This window comes from Lancefieldella parvula (genome assembly GCF_963530955.1).
Lineage (GTDB): Bacteria > Actinomycetota > Coriobacteriia > Coriobacteriales > Atopobiaceae > Lancefieldella > Lancefieldella parvula_A.
The window spans coordinates 13666-32297 of record NZ_CAUSFQ010000001.1; the positions used below are offsets into that span (position 1 = coordinate 13666).

General features: G+C 51.4%; 32 protein-coding genes. All 32 read left to right on the forward strand.

From position 1 onward, the window contains the following. The first annotated feature begins 200 nt into the window (after positions 1-200). The 32 genes from rplC to RWJ43_RS00225 all read left to right on the forward strand — a co-directional run bounded on the left by rplC (position 201) and on the right by RWJ43_RS00225 (position 18506). A complete protein-coding gene (gene rplC / locus RWJ43_RS00070) occupies positions 201-821 on the forward strand; it encodes a 50S ribosomal protein L3 (protein WP_035426957.1) in 621 nt (206 codons plus the stop codon). A gap of 39 nt (positions 822-860) precedes the next feature. After that, positions 861-1487: a 50S ribosomal protein L4 gene (rplD, locus tag RWJ43_RS00075; protein WP_035426955.1), complete on the forward strand. Its 627-nt coding sequence runs from the start codon at positions 861-863 to the stop codon at positions 1485-1487. Further along, complete coding sequence (gene rplW / locus RWJ43_RS00080) at positions 1487-1786, forward strand: 50S ribosomal protein L23 (RefSeq protein ID WP_035426953.1); 300 nt, start codon at positions 1487-1489, stop codon at positions 1784-1786. Before rplD ends, rplW begins: the two co-directional genes overlap by 1 nt. Positions 1787-1924: 138 nt before the next feature. Then, positions 1925-2761, forward strand: coding sequence for a 50S ribosomal protein L2 (gene rplB / locus RWJ43_RS00085; RefSeq protein WP_314006614.1), 837 nt, complete (start codon positions 1925-1927; stop codon positions 2759-2761). A 21-nt stretch (positions 2762-2782) separates the two neighbouring features. Next, a complete protein-coding gene (gene rpsS / locus RWJ43_RS00090) occupies positions 2783-3043 on the forward strand; it encodes a 30S ribosomal protein S19 (protein WP_035426948.1) in 261 nt (86 codons plus the stop codon). A 35-nt stretch (positions 3044-3078) separates the two neighbouring features. Further along, positions 3079-3420 carry a 50S ribosomal protein L22 gene (gene rplV / locus RWJ43_RS00095; RefSeq protein ID WP_232215476.1) on the forward strand — a complete coding sequence of 114 codons (342 nt, stop codon included), beginning with the start codon at positions 3079-3081 and terminating at the stop codon, positions 3418-3420. A 2-nt stretch (positions 3421-3422) separates the two neighbouring features. Next, positions 3423-4133, forward strand: coding sequence for a 30S ribosomal protein S3 (gene rpsC / locus RWJ43_RS00100; protein WP_035426947.1), 711 nt, complete (start codon positions 3423-3425; stop codon positions 4131-4133). Continuing rightward, positions 4133-4558, forward strand: a complete 426-nt coding sequence (rplP, locus tag RWJ43_RS00105; RefSeq protein ID WP_035426946.1) for a 50S ribosomal protein L16 — start codon at positions 4133-4135, stop codon at positions 4556-4558. Before rpsC ends, rplP begins: the two co-directional genes overlap by 1 nt. After that, complete coding sequence (rpmC, locus tag RWJ43_RS00110) at positions 4558-4773, forward strand: 50S ribosomal protein L29 (protein ID WP_035426945.1); 216 nt, start codon at positions 4558-4560, stop codon at positions 4771-4773. The genes rplP and rpmC overlap by 1 nt, the downstream gene beginning before the upstream one ends. Before the next feature lie 17 nt (positions 4774-4790). Beyond that, entirely contained in the window at positions 4791-5057 is a 267-nt protein-coding gene (gene rpsQ / locus RWJ43_RS00115) for a 30S ribosomal protein S17 (protein WP_012809236.1), read from the forward strand. Between the two features lie 110 nt (positions 5058-5167). Further along, complete coding sequence (rplN, locus tag RWJ43_RS00120; protein WP_012809235.1) at positions 5168-5536, forward strand: 50S ribosomal protein L14; 369 nt, start codon at positions 5168-5170, stop codon at positions 5534-5536. An 11-nt stretch (positions 5537-5547) separates the two neighbouring features. Continuing rightward, positions 5548-5865: a 50S ribosomal protein L24 gene (gene rplX, locus RWJ43_RS00125; RefSeq protein ID WP_035426943.1), complete on the forward strand. Its 318-nt coding sequence runs from the start codon at positions 5548-5550 to the stop codon at positions 5863-5865. 302 nt (positions 5866-6167) lie between these two features. Then, a complete protein-coding gene (rplE, locus tag RWJ43_RS00130; protein WP_035432050.1) occupies positions 6168-6728 on the forward strand; it encodes a 50S ribosomal protein L5 in 561 nt (186 codons plus the stop codon). 124 nt (positions 6729-6852) lie between these two features. Further along, positions 6853-7038 carry a type Z 30S ribosomal protein S14 gene (locus tag RWJ43_RS00135; protein WP_012809232.1) on the forward strand — a complete coding sequence of 62 codons (186 nt, stop codon included), beginning with the start codon at positions 6853-6855 and terminating at the stop codon, positions 7036-7038. 89 nt (positions 7039-7127) lie between these two features. Then, positions 7128-7526, forward strand: a complete 399-nt coding sequence (rpsH, locus tag RWJ43_RS00140) for a 30S ribosomal protein S8 (RefSeq protein WP_035426940.1) — start codon at positions 7128-7130, stop codon at positions 7524-7526. Positions 7527-7553: 27 nt separating this feature from the next. Further along, positions 7554-8090, forward strand: coding sequence for a 50S ribosomal protein L6 (gene rplF, locus RWJ43_RS00145; protein ID WP_035432048.1), 537 nt, complete (start codon positions 7554-7556; stop codon positions 8088-8090). A gap of 68 nt (positions 8091-8158) precedes the next feature. Continuing rightward, complete coding sequence (gene rplR / locus RWJ43_RS00150) at positions 8159-8527, forward strand: 50S ribosomal protein L18 (protein ID WP_035426936.1); 369 nt, start codon at positions 8159-8161, stop codon at positions 8525-8527. 9 nt (positions 8528-8536) lie between these two features. Further along, complete coding sequence (gene rpsE, locus RWJ43_RS00155) at positions 8537-9058, forward strand: 30S ribosomal protein S5 (protein WP_035426935.1); 522 nt, start codon at positions 8537-8539, stop codon at positions 9056-9058. A 2-nt stretch (positions 9059-9060) separates the two neighbouring features. Further along, on the forward strand, positions 9061-9246 hold the full coding sequence (gene rpmD / locus RWJ43_RS00160) for a 50S ribosomal protein L30 (RefSeq protein ID WP_012809227.1): 186 nt from the start codon (positions 9061-9063) through the stop codon (positions 9244-9246). Between the two features lie 11 nt (positions 9247-9257). After that, positions 9258-9704, forward strand: coding sequence for a 50S ribosomal protein L15 (gene rplO / locus RWJ43_RS00165; RefSeq protein WP_035426932.1), 447 nt, complete (start codon positions 9258-9260; stop codon positions 9702-9704). Next, positions 9704-10984 carry a preprotein translocase subunit SecY gene (gene secY, locus RWJ43_RS00170; RefSeq protein WP_035432046.1) on the forward strand — a complete coding sequence of 427 codons (1281 nt, stop codon included), beginning with the start codon at positions 9704-9706 and terminating at the stop codon, positions 10982-10984. Before rplO ends, secY begins: the two co-directional genes overlap by 1 nt. A 67-nt stretch (positions 10985-11051) precedes the next feature. Continuing rightward, a complete protein-coding gene (locus RWJ43_RS00175; protein WP_314006617.1) occupies positions 11052-11678 on the forward strand; it encodes an adenylate kinase in 627 nt (208 codons plus the stop codon). Further along, positions 11675-12463 carry a type I methionyl aminopeptidase gene (gene map / locus RWJ43_RS00180; protein ID WP_035432042.1) on the forward strand — a complete coding sequence of 263 codons (789 nt, stop codon included), beginning with the start codon at positions 11675-11677 and terminating at the stop codon, positions 12461-12463. Before RWJ43_RS00175 ends, map begins: the two co-directional genes overlap by 4 nt. Positions 12464-12576: 113 nt before the next feature. Further along, entirely contained in the window at positions 12577-12795 is a 219-nt protein-coding gene (gene infA / locus RWJ43_RS00185; protein ID WP_012809222.1) for a translation initiation factor IF-1, read from the forward strand. 146 nt (positions 12796-12941) lie between these two features. After that, positions 12942-13055 carry a 50S ribosomal protein L36 gene (gene rpmJ / locus RWJ43_RS00190; RefSeq protein WP_002563183.1) on the forward strand — a complete coding sequence of 38 codons (114 nt, stop codon included), beginning with the start codon at positions 12942-12944 and terminating at the stop codon, positions 13053-13055. 15 nt (positions 13056-13070) lie between these two features. Further along, positions 13071-13439 carry a 30S ribosomal protein S13 gene (gene rpsM / locus RWJ43_RS00195; protein ID WP_035426925.1) on the forward strand — a complete coding sequence of 123 codons (369 nt, stop codon included), beginning with the start codon at positions 13071-13073 and terminating at the stop codon, positions 13437-13439. A 14-nt stretch (positions 13440-13453) separates the two neighbouring features. Next, positions 13454-13855: a 30S ribosomal protein S11 gene (gene rpsK, locus RWJ43_RS00200; protein ID WP_012809220.1), complete on the forward strand. Its 402-nt coding sequence runs from the start codon at positions 13454-13456 to the stop codon at positions 13853-13855. 17 nt (positions 13856-13872) lie between these two features. Next, positions 13873-14466 (forward strand): 30S ribosomal protein S4, encoded by a 594-nt coding sequence (gene rpsD, locus RWJ43_RS00205; RefSeq protein ID WP_012809219.1) that lies wholly within the window; start codon positions 13873-13875, stop codon positions 14464-14466. Positions 14467-14490: 24 nt separating this feature from the next. Next, positions 14491-15432 carry a DNA-directed RNA polymerase subunit alpha gene (locus tag RWJ43_RS00210; RefSeq protein ID WP_314006619.1) on the forward strand — a complete coding sequence of 314 codons (942 nt, stop codon included), beginning with the start codon at positions 14491-14493 and terminating at the stop codon, positions 15430-15432. A 33-nt stretch (positions 15433-15465) separates the two neighbouring features. Next, positions 15466-15951, forward strand: coding sequence for a 50S ribosomal protein L17 (gene rplQ, locus RWJ43_RS00215; protein ID WP_035426920.1), 486 nt, complete (start codon positions 15466-15468; stop codon positions 15949-15951). 73 nt (positions 15952-16024) lie between these two features. Beyond that, positions 16025-17737 carry an ABC transporter ATP-binding protein gene (locus tag RWJ43_RS00220; RefSeq protein ID WP_314006620.1) on the forward strand — a complete coding sequence of 571 codons (1713 nt, stop codon included), beginning with the start codon at positions 16025-16027 and terminating at the stop codon, positions 17735-17737. Further along, positions 17730-18506, forward strand: coding sequence for an energy-coupling factor transporter transmembrane component T (locus RWJ43_RS00225; protein WP_314006622.1), 777 nt, complete (start codon positions 17730-17732; stop codon positions 18504-18506). The genes RWJ43_RS00220 and RWJ43_RS00225 overlap by 8 nt, the downstream gene beginning before the upstream one ends. Positions 18507-18632 lie beyond the last annotated feature (126 nt).

Sequence of the window (18632 nt, forward strand, 5' to 3'; positions counted from 1 at the left end):
ATGGTATCAAACGGTCTTCACAAAGCGTTCATCTTTTAGAGATTTTAGGCTTGTTTCTTGTCAAAAATGAGTGTAAAGTAGACGGGCTGCTCAAACAGGACAATTATGTCTAAAGGCAGTATGTACAGGACGTGGTCCGCTGGGGAAGAGTACCCGATGTGCTCTCAAGGTCCCATGACCACCGAAGGTTAGGAAAGAGCATGGTTAATACCATCCTCGGCCGCAAGCTGGGCATGACCCAGGTATGGGACGAGAACGACAACGTCGTTCCTGTTACCGTCGTTCTTGCTGGCCCCTGCACCGTTTCACAGGTAAAGACTGTTGAGACGGACGGCTACAATGCCGTACAGATTGGCTTCGGCGACATCTCCGAGAAGCATGTCAACAAGCCAATGGCTGGTCACTTCAAGGCACAGGGCGTCGAGCCAATGCGTTACCTCCGCGAGGTCCGCGTTGAGGATGCTTCTGAGCACAAGACCGGCGATGTTGTCACAGTTGCTGACTTCTCTGAGGTCACCGCTGTTGACGTAACAGGCACTTCTAAGGGTAAGGGTTTCCAGGGTACCGTTAAGCGCTGGAACTTCTCTCGCGGTCCAATGACTCACGGTTCTCGTAACCAGCGTCGTCCAGGTTCCATTGGTCAGTGCGCATACCCTGCACGCGTTCGTAAGGGCCTTCACATGTATGGTCACATGGGCGCAGAGCGCGTTACGGTCAAGAACCTTAAGCTTGTCCGCGTTGATGCTGAGCAGAACCTCATGCTTATCAAGGGTGCTGTTCCTGGCGGCAAGAATGCCCTCGTCCAGGTCCGCATGGCCTAAGGGCCTTTAGGCAAACACTTAGGCTAACAAGGAGACAACATGTCCAAGTATGAGATTAAGAACGTAGAGGGAAAGAAGGTCGGCGACGCCGAGCTCTCCTCTGACGTCTATGGCATTGAGCCAAACATCCCTGTTGTGCACCAGGTTGTAGTCTGCCAGGACGCATCCGCACGTCAGGGTACCCACTCTACAAAGAACCGTCACGAGGTATCCGGCGGTGGCGTTAAGCCTTACCGTCAGAAGGGTACTGGTCGTGCTCGCCAGGGTTCTATTCGTGCTGGTCAGTGGACTGGTGGTGGCGTCATCTTTGGACCTACCCCTCGTTCCCACGCACGTCGTATTAACAACAAGATGGTCAAGCTTGCTATGAGGTCCGTCCTCTCCGGCAAGGTTGCAGATTCCGAGCTTGTCCTCGTTGACTCTCTCGAGTTTGCTCAGCCTTCCACCAAGCAGGCAAAGGCTGCACTTCAGAACCTCGGTATTGAGGGTAAGCGCGTTACCGTCATCGTCCCAGACGACGACGTCAACACCTACCTCTCTTTCCGCAACCTTCCTAAGGTTTCAATCTTCGGCGTTTCTGAGGTTACTACTCGTTTCCTGATCGACAACGGCGCACTTGTTATGTCCGCTGATGTCGCTAAGCAGCTTGGGGAGGTGCTCGCATAATGAACTCTCCTTATGAGGTCATCATTCGTCCTATCGTTTCAGAGCGTGCTTTCGATCTGATGGAGCAGGGCAAGTACACTTTTGAGGTTGCTCGTAACGCAGGTAAAGAAGAGATTGCTGCAGCTGTAGAGAAGCTCTTCTCTGTACACGTCACCAAGGTAAACACACTTTCTGTTAAGCCAAAGAACAAGCGTGTACGTTATCAGCAGGCAGGCAAGACCCGCCAGTGGAAGAAGGCTATTGTTACCCTCGCTGCTGGTGAGACTATCGAGATCTTCGGTAATAACTCTGCTGAGTAAGGTTTTTCTCCCGTGCCTCTTTTGAGGTACGGGTTCGTATGCCGCGCATAGTAGATACGCGCGGTACCGTGGTAATCCGGTGTTAGCTCGACTTTCCCTTAAGCGGGCTAGCCAACGGAGAAGAAAGGGATACTGTTTATGGCAGTTAGGCATCTAAAGCCAACAAGCGCAGGCAGGCGCTTCCAGACAATCTCAGACTTTGCTGAGATTACAACTGATAAGCCCGAGAAGTCCCTTCTCGAGCCTCTGCCAAAGAAGGCTGGCCGCAACAACAATGGCCGCATCACTACCCGTCACCAGGGTGGTGGCCACAAGCGCCAGTACCGTCGTATCGACTTCAAGCGTCGCAAGGATGACATCCCAGCTAAGGTCGCTACTGTTGAGTACGATCCTAACCGTTCCGCTCGTATTGCTCTTCTGCACTATGCAGACGGCGCAAAGGCATACATCCATTGCCCAGAGGGCCTGAGCGTCGGTGACACCGTTCTTTCTGGTACCAAGGACATCGACATCAAGCCTGGTAACTGCACCACTCTTGAGCAGATTCCAGTAGGTACTCTTGTTCACGCAGTTGAGTTCCAGCCTGGCAAGGGTGCTGCAATGGCACGTGCTGCTGGTACTTCCGTCCAGCTCATGGGTAAGGACAACGGCTATGCAGTTCTGCGTATGCCTTCCTCCGAGCTCCGTCGTGTTCTTCTGACCTGCCGTGCAACCATCGGCGAGGTTGGTAACGCTGAGCACTCCAACATTGTTGTTGGTAAGGCTGGTCGTTCCCGTTGGGCAGGCGTCCGTCCTACCGTCCGTGGTACTGTCATGAACCCTGTTGACCACCCACACGGCGGTGGTGAAGGTAAGAACCATACTTCTGGTCGTCCTTCCGTCACCCCATGGGGTAAGCCAACCAAGGGTTATAAGACCCGCGACCCGAAGAAGGCTTCTAACCGCCTGATCATTCGCCGTCGTAAGTCCAAGTAAGACACGAGTAGGAGTAGATAAATGAGCAGAAGTCTCAAAAAAGGCCCCTTTGTGGAGACTCGCCTCCTTGCGCGTGTCGCTGCAATGAACGAGGCTGGCAAGAAGGACGTTATCAAGACTTGGTCACGTTCCTCAACCATCTTCCCTGAGATGGTCGGTCACACCATCGCTGTTCACGATGGTCGTAAGCATGTACCTGTGTACGTCACCGAGTCCATGGTTGGTCACAAGTTGGGCGAGTTCTCCCCATCCCGTACCTTCCGCGGTCACAAGGCCAAATAGGGGGAGTGTAGTAAATGGCTAAGAACACCGATTCTATTGAGGTTCGCGCAACAGCTAAGTATGTTCGCGTTGCTCCTCGTAAGGCTCGCGCAGTTGTCGCGCTTGTCCGCGGTAAGTCTGTCGAGAAGGCCCTTGAGGTTCTTCAGTTCTCGACTCGTGCTGCCGCTACTGATGTTGCTAAGGTTCTGCGCTCTGCAGTTGCTAACGCCGAGAACAACAATGGTCTCCGTGCTAACAACCTGGTAGTCAAGACCGCTTTTGTTGACGAAGGCCCAACGCTTAAGCGTATTCGCCCTCGTGCAAAGGGTTCGGCTTCCCGCATTAACAAGCGCATGAGCCACATTACCGTTGTCGTTGCACCTCGAAAGGAGGCGTAGGAATGGGTCAGAAAGTACAGCCTACAGGCTTCCGTCTTGGTGTAACCGAGAGCTGGCGTTCTCGTTGGTACGCCGATAAGGACTACGCCGAGCAGCTCGGCAACGATCTTGCTATCCGCAAGTATCTTGAGAAGCGCCTTGAGAAGGCAGCTGTTGCTCGCATTGACATCGAGCGCGCTGGCGATAAGGTCAAGGTAACTATTTTCTCCGCACGTCCTGGTATTGTCATTGGCAAGAAGGGTGCAGAGATTGACGGCCTCCGTGCAGATCTTGAGCGTGTTGCTAAGGTCGGCAAGGGTCAGGTCAACGTTGATGTTGTCGAGGTTAAGCGTCCTGAGCTTGACGCAAACCTTGTTGCTCAGTCCATCGCAGAGCAGCTTGAGCAGCGTGTCGCTTTCCGTCGCGCTATGCGTAAGGCTGTTCAGTCCGCTCGTAAGGCTGGCGCTAAGGGTATTCGTATCCAGTGCTCCGGTCGTCTGAACGGTGCTGAGATGGGCCGCCGTGAGTGGTACCGTGAGGGTCGCGTGCCTCTGCACACCCTTCGTGCTGCAATCGGCTATGGTACCGCTACAGGTCGCACCACCATGGGCGCTGTTGGTATCAAGGTTTGGATTTATTACGGCGAGAAGATGCCTGGACAGCCAACACCTAACCCAGCTCTTGAGGGCTCCGCTCGTCCTCGTCGTGCTCGCAATGAGAGGAGGGGCCGTTAATGCTTGCTCCAAAGCGTGTATTGCACCGTAAGGTACAGCGCGGTTCCATGAAGGGCCAGGCAAAGGGTAATACCCAGCTGCATTTTGGTTCCTGGGGCATCCGTGCAGAGGAGGCTCACTGGATTACTAACCGCCAGATTGAGGCTGCTCGTATTGCTCTCACCCGTGAGATGAAGCGTGGCGGTAAGGTTTGGATTACTATCTTCCCAGATAAGCCAATCACCAAGAAGCCTGCAGAGACTCGCATGGGTTCCGGTAAGGGTAACCCAGAAGAGTGGGTAGCAGTTGTTAAGCCTGGTCGTATCATGTTTGAGATTGATGGCGTACCAGAGGAAGTTGCTCGTGAGGCTCTCCGTCTTGCTCAGCACAAGCTTCCAATCAAGACCAAGATTGTCTCCAAGGCCGATCAGGACGGTGAGAACTAATGAAGTACACCGAAATCAAGGCTATGAGCGATGCAGACCTCGCTAAGAAACTCGAGGAAGGCCGCGCAGAGCTCTTTAATCTTCGTTTCCAGATGGCAACCAGCCAGCTGGACAACACCGCTCGTGTCAAGGCTGTTAAGCGTGACATTGCTCGCGTTCAGACCGAGATGCGCACCCGTCAAATTGCTGCGGAAGCATCCGCAGAGCAGAACTAGATCGCAGGAGATAAGTTATGGCAGAGACCGAAAGCAGAAATGCGCGTAAGGTTCGTACCGGACTCGTCGTCTCCATCTCTGGCGAGAAGACGATTACGGTAGAGATTACGTACCGTAAGCACCACCCTAAGTATGGCAAGATGATGACCATCGGCAAGAAGCTTCACGTTCACGATGAGAACAACGAGGCTGGTCTGGGCGATACCGTCCGCGTCATGGAGACTCGTCCTCTTTCCAAGACCAAGCGTTGGCGTCTCGCAGAGATCGTTGAGCGCGCTAAGTAATTAGCACCTAGGAAACAGCTTTTAGCTCAACCTAGTTTTGTATCTATCATTATTTCTCATGTGCGCAAATACGCGCACCTCTGAGAAATTAGGTTCCGGAGGAACGTCACATGATTCAGATGGAGACCATTCTCAACGTCGCTGACAACAGCGGCGCAAGGCGCGTAAAGTGCGTCAAGGTCCTTGGTGGCTCCAAGCGTCGTTACGCCGGCCTTGCCGACGTCATCATTGGCGCTGTCCAGGAGGCTACTCCAGGTGGTTCGGTGAAGAAGGGCGACATTGTTCGCTGTGTCATCGTTCGTACCGCTAAGGACACCCGTCGCAAGGACGGTAGCTACATCCGCTTTGACCAGAACGCATGCGTTCTTGTAAACAAAGAGGGTGAGCCCAAGGGTACTCGTATCTTTGGACCAGTCGCTCGCGAGCTGCGCGACCACAAGTACATGAAGATTGTCTCACTTGCACCTGAGACCCTTTAAGGAGGAACGACATGCCTAAGATGAAGATCAAGAAGGGCGACAAGGTCGAGGTCCTCACTGGTAAGGACAAGGGTAAGCGCGGCGAGGTACTTCGCGTATATCCAGAGAAGAACAAGGTTGTCGTTGAGGGCGTTGCAATTGCAAAGCGCCATGTCAAGCCAAACGCAGCTAACCAGCAGGGTGGCATCGTTGAGGCAGAGGCAGCAATCGACGCTTCCAATGTTGCTCTTATCGACCCTAAGACCGACAAGCCAACTCGTGTTGGCTACCTGATCAAGGAGGACGGCACTAAGGTCCGCGTCTCCAAGAAGTCAGGCGCTGAGCTCTAAGTTATACGTGTTTCTCGCTTTGTAGAAACATCTCAGAGCTACTTCAAACCCCGTTATCATCAGATAGCGGGGTTTTCTTTTTGGGCGAGAAGTGCGGTGTTGTGTAAGTCGTGTGATGACACGAAAAAATATCAGCTAGCTTGAAATTCTCGCCCCATTTTTGCTCAATAAGGTCTAATATTGTTCATTGCGTCTTTCTATGGGACACGTATGTCTCGAGGATGCAGATGGCTCCTAGTTCGCCAAACTAGGAGGTGCGAGGCGATCCCCGCACTTAAAACCCCAAGAGTTAAGGAGAAACCATGGCAGACGAGAAGTACACACCTCGCCTTAAAGAGCTTTACTACGCATCCGTGCGTGATGCTCTGAAGGAGAAATTTGGTTATACCAACGTTAACCAGATTCCTAAGTTTGAGAAGATTGTTGTCAACATGGGTGTTGGCGAGGCAGCTACAGACGCTAAGGCAATTGATGGCGCTGTAAATGACCTCCGTACCATCACTGGTCAGCAGCCACTTGTTACACACGCTCGCAAGTCTATCGCAACCTTTAAGCTTCGCCAGGGTATGCCAATTGGCGCTAAAGTTACCCTTCGTGGCGATCGTATGTGGGAGTTCCTGGATCGTCTGATCGCAGTTGCAATTCCTCGTATCCGCGACTTCCGTGGTATCTCTGCTAAGAGCTTCGACGGCCGTGGTAACTTCTCCATGGGCGTAACCGAGCAGCTCATCTTCCCAGAGATTGACTTTGACAAGATGGACCACACCCGCGGTATGGACATCACCATTGTCACCACTGCTAACACCAACGAGGAGGGTAAGGCACTTCTCGACGCCTTCCACTTCCCATTCAAGCAGGACTAACTTTTACCTGTGCTTAAATTAAGCGCATTCCTGTTGGCATCTTCGATGCCGGGTGACATAGTCACCAGCACTATTGTTTGAAGTCATCTTGGCGTTCGCCAAGTTGCATTTTGAAGGAGGATTTGTGGCTAAGACTTCGATGATCGTCAAAGCCTCGCGTGAGCCGAAGTACTCTACGCGCACACAGAACCGTTGCCAGCGTTGTGGACGTCCCCACTCCGTTTACCGCAAGTTTGGTCTGTGCCGTGTGTGCTTCCGTGAGCTAGCGAGCAAGGGCGAGCTTCCTGGTGTCCGCAAGGCAAGCTGGTAGGACTCAGGGCTCTGGCGTCAAGGCATCTGCGCCACGGGTGTAGATGAACCAGACACGCAGTTTCATCATTAACGAAGGAGAAGGATCAAATGAAAATTACCGATCCCATTTCAGACATGCTGACGCGTATTCGTAACGCAAACTCAGCTGGCAAGGATTCCGTATCCATGCCATCGAGCAAGGTGCTCGTTGAGATTGCTCGCGTCATCACCGAAGAGGGCTATGTCGAGGGTTACACCGTTGAGGATACTAAGCCTCAGAAGACTCTTCACATCACCCTTAAGTATGGTAAGAAGCGCGCTAAGGTTATCCGCGGCATCCGTCGCATTTCTAAGCCTGGTCTGCGCATTTACTCCACCGCTGAGAAGCTTCCACGCGTTCTTGGTGGTCTTGGTACTGCAGTGGTTTCCACTTCTAAGGGCATGATGTGCGACCGCGACGCTCGTAAGAACGGCGTTGGCGGCGAGGTCATCGCTTACGTTTGGTAAATCTGACAGGAATGAAAGGAGACAGCCGTGTCTCGTATTGGTAAGAAGCCTGTCCAGATTCCTGCTGGAGTCACTGTGACAGTTGATAACACCACCGTTACCGTTAAGGGTTCTAAGGGCGAGCTGACTCGTACTTTCTCTGAGCTGGTTGCTATTGCTCAGGAGGGCGAGGAGATTCTTGTTACTCGCGTTGACGAGTCCACTGAGTCCAATGCTCAGCAGGGTCTTGTCCGTACCCTTATCCACAACATGGTTGTTGGTGTCTCTGAGGGCTTCGAGAAGAAGCTTGAGCTCACCGGCGTTGGTTACCGTGTAGCACTTAAGGGCAAGGATCTTGACCTTTCCCTTGGTTATTCTCATCCAGTTCTCTATGTTGCACCTGAGGGCATTAGCTTTGAGGTACCTGATAACACCCACCTTACTGTTAAGGGTATTTCTAAGGAGAAGGTCGGCCAGGTCGCAGCTGAGATTCGTATGAAGCGTCCACCAGAGCCTTACAAGGGCAAGGGCATTCACTACGAAGGTGAGCACATCCGCAGGAAGCTCGGTAAGGCTGCTAAGTAAAGCAACCCTACTTTTAGGCTAAAAGACCATCACCCCGTTAGGTGATGGCATGTCTCTAAGGAGAAGGAATGAACAAGCAGCAGGCGAAAAAGGCGGGTCTCGAACGCCGCAAGCGCCGCGTACGTGCCAAGGTCTTTGGTACACCTGAGCGTCCGCGTCTTGCAGTTCACCGCACAAACGCAAACATTTATGCACAGCTTATTGACGACGCTTCTGGAAGAACTCTCTGCTCTGCCTCTACGCTTGACCCAGAGTTCCGTTCTACTGGCAAGGTTGGCTCCAACAAGGAGGCAGCTGAGTTCGTAGGTGAGCTTATCGGTAAGCGCGCTGCCGAGAAGAACGTCACTGAGGTCACTTTTGACCGTGGTGGCCGTCTCTATCACGGCCGCGTCAAGGCTTTGGCAGATGGCGCCCGCAACGCGGGCCTGAAGTTCTAGGAGGATTCAATGGCACGTGATCGTAAGCGCCAGCAGGATACGGATCTTCAGGAGCGCGTCGTTTATATTCACCGCGTTTCCAAGACCGTTAAGGGTGGCCGCCGTATGTCACTCGTTGCTCTGGTAGTCGTTGGCGACGGTAAGGGTAACGTTGGTATTGGCCAGGGTCGTTCCGCTGAGGTACCTCTGGCAATTCAGAAGGGCGTCGAGGACGCAAAGAGGAACATGTTCAAGGTCCCACTGACCGAGACTGGTTCCGTACCACACGCAGTCACTGGTCACTACGGTGCAGGTTCTGTTCTTATTAAGCCTGCATTCGAGGGTACTGGTGTTATTGCTGGTGGTCCTATTCGTCCACTCTTCGAGCTTGCAGGTATCACCAATGTACTTTCTAAGTCCCTTGGTACCGACAACGCTCTGAACATGATTAAGGCAGCAGCTGAGGGTCTGAAGGAGCTTTCCAGCCCAGAAGAAGCAGCTGAGCGTCGTGGCCTAACCGTCGGCGATATGTTCGTCGGAAAGGAGAACTAACGATGGCTAAGAACCTTAGCATCAAGCTTGTCCGTGGCGCTGTCGCAGGCGTCAAGAAGGACCAGACTGCTACGGTGAAGGCCCTCGGCCTCCACAAGATCGGCGATACCGTCGAGCAGCCTGACAACCCAAGCATTCGTGGAATGATCTTCAAGGTTAAGCACCTTGTCGAGGTTGAAGAGAACTAGAGGTAGTAATAATGCAGCTCAATGATCTTCGCCCCGCAGTGGGTTCGCGCAAAAATCGTAAGCGCGTAGGTCGCGGTAATTCTTCAGGCAATGGTACTTTTGCCGGCCGCGGTATGAATGGTCAGCTCTCCCGCTCTGGTGGCGGTAAGGGCGCTGGCTTCGAGGGTGGACAGCAGCCACTGGCTATGCGTCTTCCTAAGCTTCCTGGTTTCACTAACCACAACCGTGTTGAGTACGCTCCAGTCAACGTTGCTCGTCTGAATGCTCTCTTTGCAGACGGCGAGACCGTAGACGCAGAGGCTCTGGTTGCTAAGGGAGTTATTAAGTACAACTTCATCCCAGTCAAGGTTCTGGGTGATGGCGAGCTTTCTAAGAAGCTCACTGTTAAGGTCGACAAGGTTTCCGCCTCCGCAAAGGCTAAGATCGAGGCGGCCGGTGGAAAGGTTGAGGCCGAGTAGTGAGTAAAGGAATCGCCAACGCATTTCGTGTTCCGGAACTAAGGGGAAAGATTCTCCTTACGGTACTGATTCTTCTTCTGTACCGTTTTGGTGCGTATCTTCCTGTGCCCGGTGCTCCATTCCAGCAGATGCTTTCTGTTTATCAGAATGGTCTTTCTAAGAATGGCGCAATGGCCGTGCTTAACCTATTTTCGGGTGGCGCTCTTTCTCGCATGTCTGTTTTCAGTCTGGGCATCATGCCTTACATTACGGCTCAGATCATCTTCCAGATGATGCAGTCCGTTATTCCATCTCTTGGCGAGCTTGCTAAAGATGGTGAGAGCGGCCAGCGTAAGATTACGCAGTACACGCGTTATCTTACGGTTGGCCTAGCTCTGCTCAATGCAGTTGGTTACCTGTTCTTGTTTAAGAGCTATGGTGTATCTTTTGCATCTATGGAGGGCGTGCCTGAGGCACTTGAAAACTTCCTGGTAGTCTTTACCATGCTAGTTGGTGCCATCATTATTATGTGGCTCGGTGAGGTTATTACCCAGCAGGGTGTTGGCAACGGAATGAGTCTTATCATCTTTGCAAACATCATGGCTGGACTTCCAACAGCCCTTATTTCTTCAGTAGCTACTCGTGGAAACATTGTTCTTACCGTTGTTACTGTTGTGGTTATGCTCGCTATTATTCCGCTCATTGTTTACATTGAGCGTGGTCAGCGTCGTATTCCTATCAACTATGCCAAGCGCGTTGTTGGTCGTCGTATGATGGGTGGTCAGTCAACGTACCTTCCAATTAAGGTAAACACTGCAGGCGTTGTGCCAATCATCTTTGCATCTGCAATCCTGTACCTTCCTGCTCAGGTTGCTGTGTTCTTCCCAGGAGTAGAGTGGATTCAAAATCTTGCTACTTCACTTTCTTCTGGATGGGTTAACTGGGTTCTCTCAGTTATGTTCATTGTCTTCTTTGCATACTTCTACACCTCAATGGTGTTCAATCCAGAGGAGACAGCAGACCAGCTTAAGAAGCAGGGTGGCTTTATTCCTGGTGTTCGTCCAGGTACTGCTACTTCAACGTATATCAAGACTGTTATTGACAGAGTCACCCTCCCCGGTGCTATCTTTATGGCAGTTCTTGCAATCGTCCCAACCATTATTTTCTGGTTCACAGGCGATTCGTTGATACAGGCGTTTGGTGGAACTTCCGTCCTTATTATGGTCGGTGTTGCAATGGATACACTCTCTTCCATTGAGTCCCACCTTAAGATGCACAACTATGAGGGCTTCTTTAAGTAGTTCTTAATACGTAGCATAAAGGGGCCTGGAAACAGGCCCCTTTTATTATTTGAAAGGAAGGCGAAGCATGAACATTGTTCTTCTCGGCGCACCTGGCGCTGGCAAGGGTACACAGGCTCAGAAGCTCGTTGCAGAGTATGGACTTGCTCACATCTCAACCGGTGACCTTCTTCGTGCTGCTGTTAAAGCTCAGTCTGAGCTTGGCGTTAAGGCTAAAGAGTATATGGATGCTGGTCAGCTTGTTCCAGATCAGCTTGTCATTGACCTGGTAAAAGAGCGCCTTTCTGCAGACGATGCAAAGGCTGGTTTTATTCTTGATGGCTTCCCACGCAACACCGCTCAGGCAGTAACCCTTGATTCTGAGCTTCAGAATATGGGCCTCAAGCTTGATGCAGCTCTGCTTGTTGCTGTTGAGCCAGAGGTTATTGTTGAGCGTCTTTCTTCTCGCCGTACGTGCAAAGAGTGTGGTTATACTGCACCTGCTGGTACAGAGACTTGCCCAAATTGCTCTGGTGAGATGTATCAGCGTGATGACGATAAGCCAGAGACAATTCGTAAGCGTCTTGATGTATACGAGAACCAGACTTCTCCTTTGATCGAGTACTACAAGGGTCATGGAATTCTGAAGGAGGTCAACGGAGATCGTCCTGTTGACGAGGTATTCGCCGACGTAAAGACACTCCTCGCACTATGATTACGATAAAAACACCTGAACAAATCGAGGCAATGAAGGTGTCGGGCGCCCTTTCTAAGGCAGCTCTTCGCCGTGCTGGATCCATGATTAGACCTGGTGTTTCAACGCTCGAGATTGACCGTGCTGTTGAAGCTTTTATTAGACTTCATGGCGGAACCCCTACCTTTAAGGGCTACGGTGGATTCCCTGGATCTGTTTGCTCTTCTATTAACGAGCAGATTGTTCACGGTATTCCATCAGCTAACGTCATTTTGCAAGATGGCGATATTCTGACCATTGACACGGGTGCTACCGTTAACGGTTGGGCAGGAGATAACGCTTGGACGTTCTACTGCGGAACAGTTGACGAGAAAACCCAGGCACTTTGCGAGGTTACCCGCGATTGCCTTAAGGCAGGTATTGCAGCTGCTGTTCCTGGTGCTCGCCTTGGCGATGTTGGACATGCAGTTCAGAAACTTGCTGAGGATAATGGCTATGGTGTCATTCGTGATTTTGTTGGTCATGGTATTGGTCGCAATCTTCACGAGGATCCAGAGGTCAGAAACTATGGTCGTGCAGGCAACGGCATTGTTCTTCGTGAGGGAATGGTAATTGCAATTGAGCCTATGATTGCTATGGGTACCTACGATTGCACCGTTCTTGAAAATGGTTGGACCGTTGTTACAGATGATGGCCTGCCATCAGCACATTATGAGAACACGGTTGCTATTACTGCCGATGGTCCCGTTATCGTTTCAGAAGATGAAGTTGGTCCATGGTGCGAGATGCAAGGCGGTCTTGAGTAACACATACATTGTTTTTCTCGCTATCTAATTGTGTTGAAAAAATAAGTGATAGACGAGTGGCACATTTTTATGTATTATTGATAACCGCTGTCGATGTGTCGAGAGGATGAAAGTTGGCTAAACAAGACGCGATTGAGCTTGAAGGCAAGGTACTAGAACCCCTGCCAAACGCTATGTTTAACGTTGAGTTAGAGAACGGCAAGACCATCCTTTGCACCATCTCAGGTAAGATTCGAATGAACTATATTCGAATTCTCCCTGGTGACAAGGTTGTAGTAGAGATTTCTCCTTACGATCTTACCAGGGGTCGCATTACCTACCGTTATAAGTAAGTAATGCAAAAACCTCGTGCCATGCATGAGGTTATCTGTGTCTTTGTGCACGTCGCAAGGGCACATGTACGTAAGTACAGTCGGTATTTCACGCCAGCGGCTGGGCGAGTATATAGTTCGTATCAGCAGAACCGAAAGGAAGACACATGAAGGTACGTCCTTCGGTAAAGAAGATGTGCGACAAGTGCAAAGTCATCCGTCGCCACGGTAAGGTTTACGTGATTTGCGAGAACCCGCGCCACAAGCAGCGTCAGGGCTAAGGAAGGAGCACCAAGTTGGCCCGTATTAACGGCGTCGACCTGCCACGCGATAAGCGTGTTGAGGTCGGACTCACCTATCTTTACGGCATTGGTCAGACTCGTGCAACCAAGATTTGCAACGAGACTGGTATCGATGTAAATACTCGCGTCAAGGACCTCACAGAGGAAGAAGTCACCAAGATTCGTGACTTTATTGACGCAAATTACACCACCGAGGGCGATCTTCGCCGCGAGGTGCGTCAAAATGTTGCCCGCCTGATGGAGATTGGCTGCTACCGCGGCCTCCGTCACCGCAAGGGCCTCCCTGTCCACGGTCAGCGTACCCACACTAACGCTCGTACTCGTAAGGGTAAGAAGCGTCAGGTGGGCGGCAAGAAGAAGTAGGCGAGGAGTAGCTAATGGCACAGAAAAAGAACGCTCGCACTACACGCGTCCGCCGCTCCGAGCGTAAAAACATTGCAGTGGGCCAGGCCCACATCAAGAGCACATTCAATAACACGATTGTCTCTATTTCCGATCCCCAGGGTAATGTAATTTCCTGGCAGTCCGGTGGTACCGTCGGCTTCAAGGGCTCTCGTAAGTCCACTCCTTTTGCTGCACAGCTTGCAGCAGAGGCAGCAGCAAAGGCAGCAATGGAGCACGGTCTCCACAAGGTAGCTGTTTTTGTTAAGGGCCCAGGCTCTGGTCGCGAGACCGCAATCCGTTCCCTTCAGGCAGCAGGCCTCGAGGTTTCGGGTATTCAGGATAAGACACCTATTGCACACAACGGCTGCCGTCCTAAAAAGCGCCGTCGCAACTAGCACGAAAGGACAAGCAAATGGCAATTGATAGGACCCCGGTCCTTAAAAGATGTCGTCAGCTTGGCATCGATCCCGTTGTGATGGGGATCAATAAGACTTCTAACCGTGAGCCACGTCGCCGTCGTCGCCAGGAGAGCGAGTACGGTATGCAGCTCCGTGAGAAGCAGAAGGCTAAGTTCATTTACGGCGTCCTTGAGAACCAGTTCCACGGCTACTATGAAATGGCTAAGAAGAACCCAGGCATTACTGGTGACAACCTGATGAGCATTCTTGAGACTCGTCTTGACAACGTCATCTTCCGCCTTGGCTTTGCTCGTACACGTAAAGAGGCTCGTCAGACTGTTCGTCACGGTCACATCACCGTTAACGGTCAGCGCGTTGACATTCCTTCTTATCGCGTAAAGAGCGGCGATGTTATCGCTGTCGCTTCCAAGGCAAAGGATCTTCTTCCAATCAAGGAAGCTCTCATTTCCTCCGAGCACATGGCAGTTCCTGCATGGCTTGAGGTTGACATTGAGAAGCTGCAGGGCACTGTTCTTCAGCTTCCAACCCGCGATCAGATCGACCTTGAGATTGACGCACAGCTGATCGTCGAGCTCTACTCCAAGTAAGCCCGACCCGTTTTGGAGGTAGCAATGTCCGAATTTATCCGACCAAATGTGTCGGTAGATGAAATCGGCGCAAACGTCGCTCGTGTGAGCGTAGAGCCGCTTGAGCGTGGCTATGGTGACACGCTTGGCAACTCCCTCCGCCGCGTACTGCTTTCCTCTCTTGAGGGAGCTGCGGTTGAGGCCATCCAGATTGATGGCGTTCAGCATGAGTTCACTACGGTTGAAGGCGTCTATGAGGACGTTACTGACATCGTTCTGAACGTTAAGGGCCTAGTTTTCCGCAACACCAACAACTCTGATGAGGCTGAGGCTTCTATCTCTGTTGATGGTCCTTGCACAGTCACTGGTGCTGATCTTGATGTTCCTATGGGCTATGAGCTGGTTAACCCAGCTCAGCACATTTGCACTCTTGCTGAGGGAGCTCATCTTTCCATGAGACTTCGCCTTGGTAATGGTCGCGGTTATGTTTCCGGTGAGGATAACGAGCGCGAGAGCGATCCAATTGGATTCATTCACGTTGACTCGATTTTCTCGCCAGTTCGCCGCTGCGCTAAGGCTGTTGAGCCTTGCCGTGTTGGCCGTCACACCGACTATGATCGTCTGGTGCTTGAGGTTGAGACCAATGGTGCAATCAGCCCTCGCGAGGCTGTCGTTGAGGCTGCAAACATCATTAACCAGCACATGAGCGCATTCATGGGACTTACTGATTTTGACGAGACTCAGGAAGAGGCTTCGATTTTTGCTAAGGCAGACGTCGAGGACGATTCCGAGCTTGAGAAGCAGGTTGAGGATTTGGACCTTTCCGTCCGTTCTTACAACTGCCTCAAGCGTGCAGGAATTCACTCTGTCCGTCAGCTCGTTGATTTCTCTGAGAACGATCTTCTCAACATCAGAAACTTTGGTGTTAAGTCTATTGAAGAAGTCAAGGAAAAGCTCGAGAGCATGGGCCTGTCCCTTAAGGCTTAGTCGCGCCTTGTCACGCATAGGAGAATGTAAATTATGAGGCACAATAAGAAGAGGGGCATGAAGCTTGGTACTGATGCTAGCCACACCAAGGCCATCAAGAAGAGCCTGATCCAAGCCCTTTTCACTAACGATCGTATTAAGACTCTTGACGTCCGCGCTAAGGCAGTTCGCGGCGAGGTCGACAAGGTCATCACTTGGGCAAAGCGCGGCGACCTTCACGCTCGTCGTCTTGCTATGGCCAAGGTTGGTAACGCAGAGCTTGTCCGTGAGGTATTTGACAAGGCTGCTCAGGGTATGTGGGCTGACCGCAATGGCGGCTACACCCGTATCATGAAGCTTGGTCCTCGTAAGGGCGATGCTTCTGAGGTTGTTATCCTTGAGCTCGTTACCGAGCCAGTTCAGCCAAAGGCTTCTAACAAGAAGGCTAAGGCTACCAAGGTTGCTCCTGCTCCTGTAAAGGAAGAGGAGACCGAGGCTCCAGCAGAGGAGACCGAGCAGACCGAAGAGGCTGCAGAGTAACTTCTGTCAAAGTGAATCTGAAGAGGTCCTGGCTTTTTGCTGGGACCTCTTTTTCAAATAAAGGAGGGTTGTCATGATTGAGTTCAAAAACGTATCTTTCGCATACGGTACGTTAGCTGCTGCGCAATCTATGACTGACTCTGTTTCTGAAGATGCCATAGGAGCCACTGAGAGCCAATCTCCGCATCCAATGGCACTAACCCTTGATAACGTTTCATTTACCCTAAAGCCGGGCTCTAGAACGGTTGTGCTTGGCCACAATGGTTCAGGCAAGTCAACGCTTGCAAATCTTTGTAATGCATCACTTTTTCCTCTATCCGGAGAGGTTTTAGTAGACGGCAATTCAGTTGCTGTAGTGCCTTCTACTCAGATTTCTTCTGTTGTGGGGATGGTTCGCCAAGATCCAACAGCGCAGCTTGTTTGTGCAACGGTTTTTGATGAGGTTGCCTTTGGTCCTGCTAATCTTGGTTTGCCAAAAGAAGAGATAGTTTCTCGCGTTACTCAAACACTGGAGCTTTGTGGCATTGCCGATTTGATTGATGCACCTACGCACACGCTTTCTGGAGGCCAACAGCAGCTTGTTTCTATTGCAGCAGCACTTTCAGTGCGCCCACGTTATCTGGTGCTTGATGAGGCATTTGCTCAGCTTGATACTCGATTCAGAAATCACCTTTCTAAGCTGGTAAATACCCTTGTTGCAAACGGGATGGGTGTGCTTGAGATTTCTCATTCGTTTGAGTCTCTTCCCGGGGCTGACCAGGTACTTGTTTTGGAGAAAGGTCAGCTCGTTTGGTCGGGAACTCCCACAGAGTTTCTCTTGGATGCAAACGCAATCGCAAACGCTGGTTTTGATGATGTGCTCACAGCAACAGCACATATAGCTGCACAGGCTGGCTATAAGTTTGATGTGACTTTTAACGCATCAGAGTTTGTTGCGTTTCTTGTTCAGAACAACCTTGCGTTTGATGCTTTGGATACCCTTGTGTATCAGCGAGCTCTTGAGGTAGTGCGAGCAAACAACTATGACGGAATTCAAGCTCTTAGCGAGGAACACGAGCTGGCAGTTTGTGGCGTGTCTCATGCGTTTGACAAGCCCGTTCTGCATGACGTAATACTATCTGCCACAGGGGAGCTTGTTGTTCTGGTAGGCGCTTCTGGCTCTGGAAAAACAACCTGCGCCCGCATAGCCGCTGGCCTCATAGAGGCTGATACCGGGCACGCAACAATCGATGCGCGACTGGTGTGCCCTGGAGATGTCGGCATGTGTTTTCAGCGTCCTCAGGATCAACTCTTTGCCCAAAGTGTTGCTGAAGATATTGCGTTTGGTCCAACTAACAAGGGTTTCTCGCCAGATGATGTTGAGGTGCTTGTCGCGTATGCGGCAGCACGTGTGGGGCTTGACCAGCAGGTCATGAATGCGTCTCCGCTAACGCTTTCTGGTGGCCAGGCTCGTCGCGCAGCGCTTGCAGGAACGCTGGCCTGCGCAACGTACGCGGTGGTGTTTGATGAGGCAACGTCTGGACTTGATGGCGAGGCGCGCTCGCAGGTGCTGCATCTTGCTCGCGAGCTGGCAAACGAGGGCAAAGCGGTTTTTGCAATCACACACGATGTAAGTGAATGGCTTCCTTTTGCTGACAGAGTAGTGTTTCTCGAGAAGGGCTGTGTTGTTGCAGACGTCAATGTGCAAGAAGCGCAGACAACCCCAGAGATATACGAGGCTGCGCAGCTTGATTGCCCGCTGTTTGTAAGCGTATTGCATGAGCTTTTGGAGGCCTGCTATGTCTAAGTGCCCCTGTGCTCTGCTTAAGCACTTCTCGCTTGCTTCATTGACAGCGCAGACAAAAATCGTTGCCACTTTTGTAGGTATTGTTGCTCTCTTCTCAGTACAACAGCCACTTGCCTTTGTGGTATTCGCCTTGATTTGCGTGAGCCTTTTGTGGAGTGCTCGTGTAAGCTTGCCGGAGTTTTTGCGCGTAGCAAAGCCTGCAGCGTTCATTTTGCTTATATCATTTGTGGCCAATACGCTGGTATTTATTGGACATCCCGATATTATTTTCTCCGGATCAGTCGGTCTTTCTGTGGCGGGTTTTTACAGAAGCACCGTAGCTATTGCCCGCGTGTTGCTTGCTTTGGCGCTGGTTTTATCGGTTGCGTCAACAACTACACCTACGCAGCTTGCTGATGGCTTTTCTGTACTATTGCTGCCGTTGCGCCTTATTCATGTTGACGTTGATGGTTTGAGCATTGTGCTCTCAATTGCTCTGAGGGCAATTCCGCTTACCTTAGAAGAACTCGACAGAATTAGAGCAGCTCAGAGGGCACGTGGATTCAATTTTGAATCAGGCGGTATTGTTGAGCGCATCAAAAAGTGGTTTACGCTTTTGGTGCCACTGACCGTCTCGCTCTTTCAGCGCGCAGATCAGATGGCGCAAACCATGACGGATCGCTGTCTTGGCTCCGCAAAACGTACGCGTATCTCTGCAAAAATGCAGCTTGTTGACTGGGTAGTGTTGCTGCTGTGGGTTGCACTGTGCTTTGGTCTTACAACGCTGTAGTAATCTTGCATTGCAGGTACTGCCTTGCATTGCTGTAGCGGTCTTGTGTCCAGCAGCTGCAATGAGTGCGTCAACTTTGAGCCTACGATACAATCACTCTAGTGGGCAAAGTCATTCCAGGGAGCT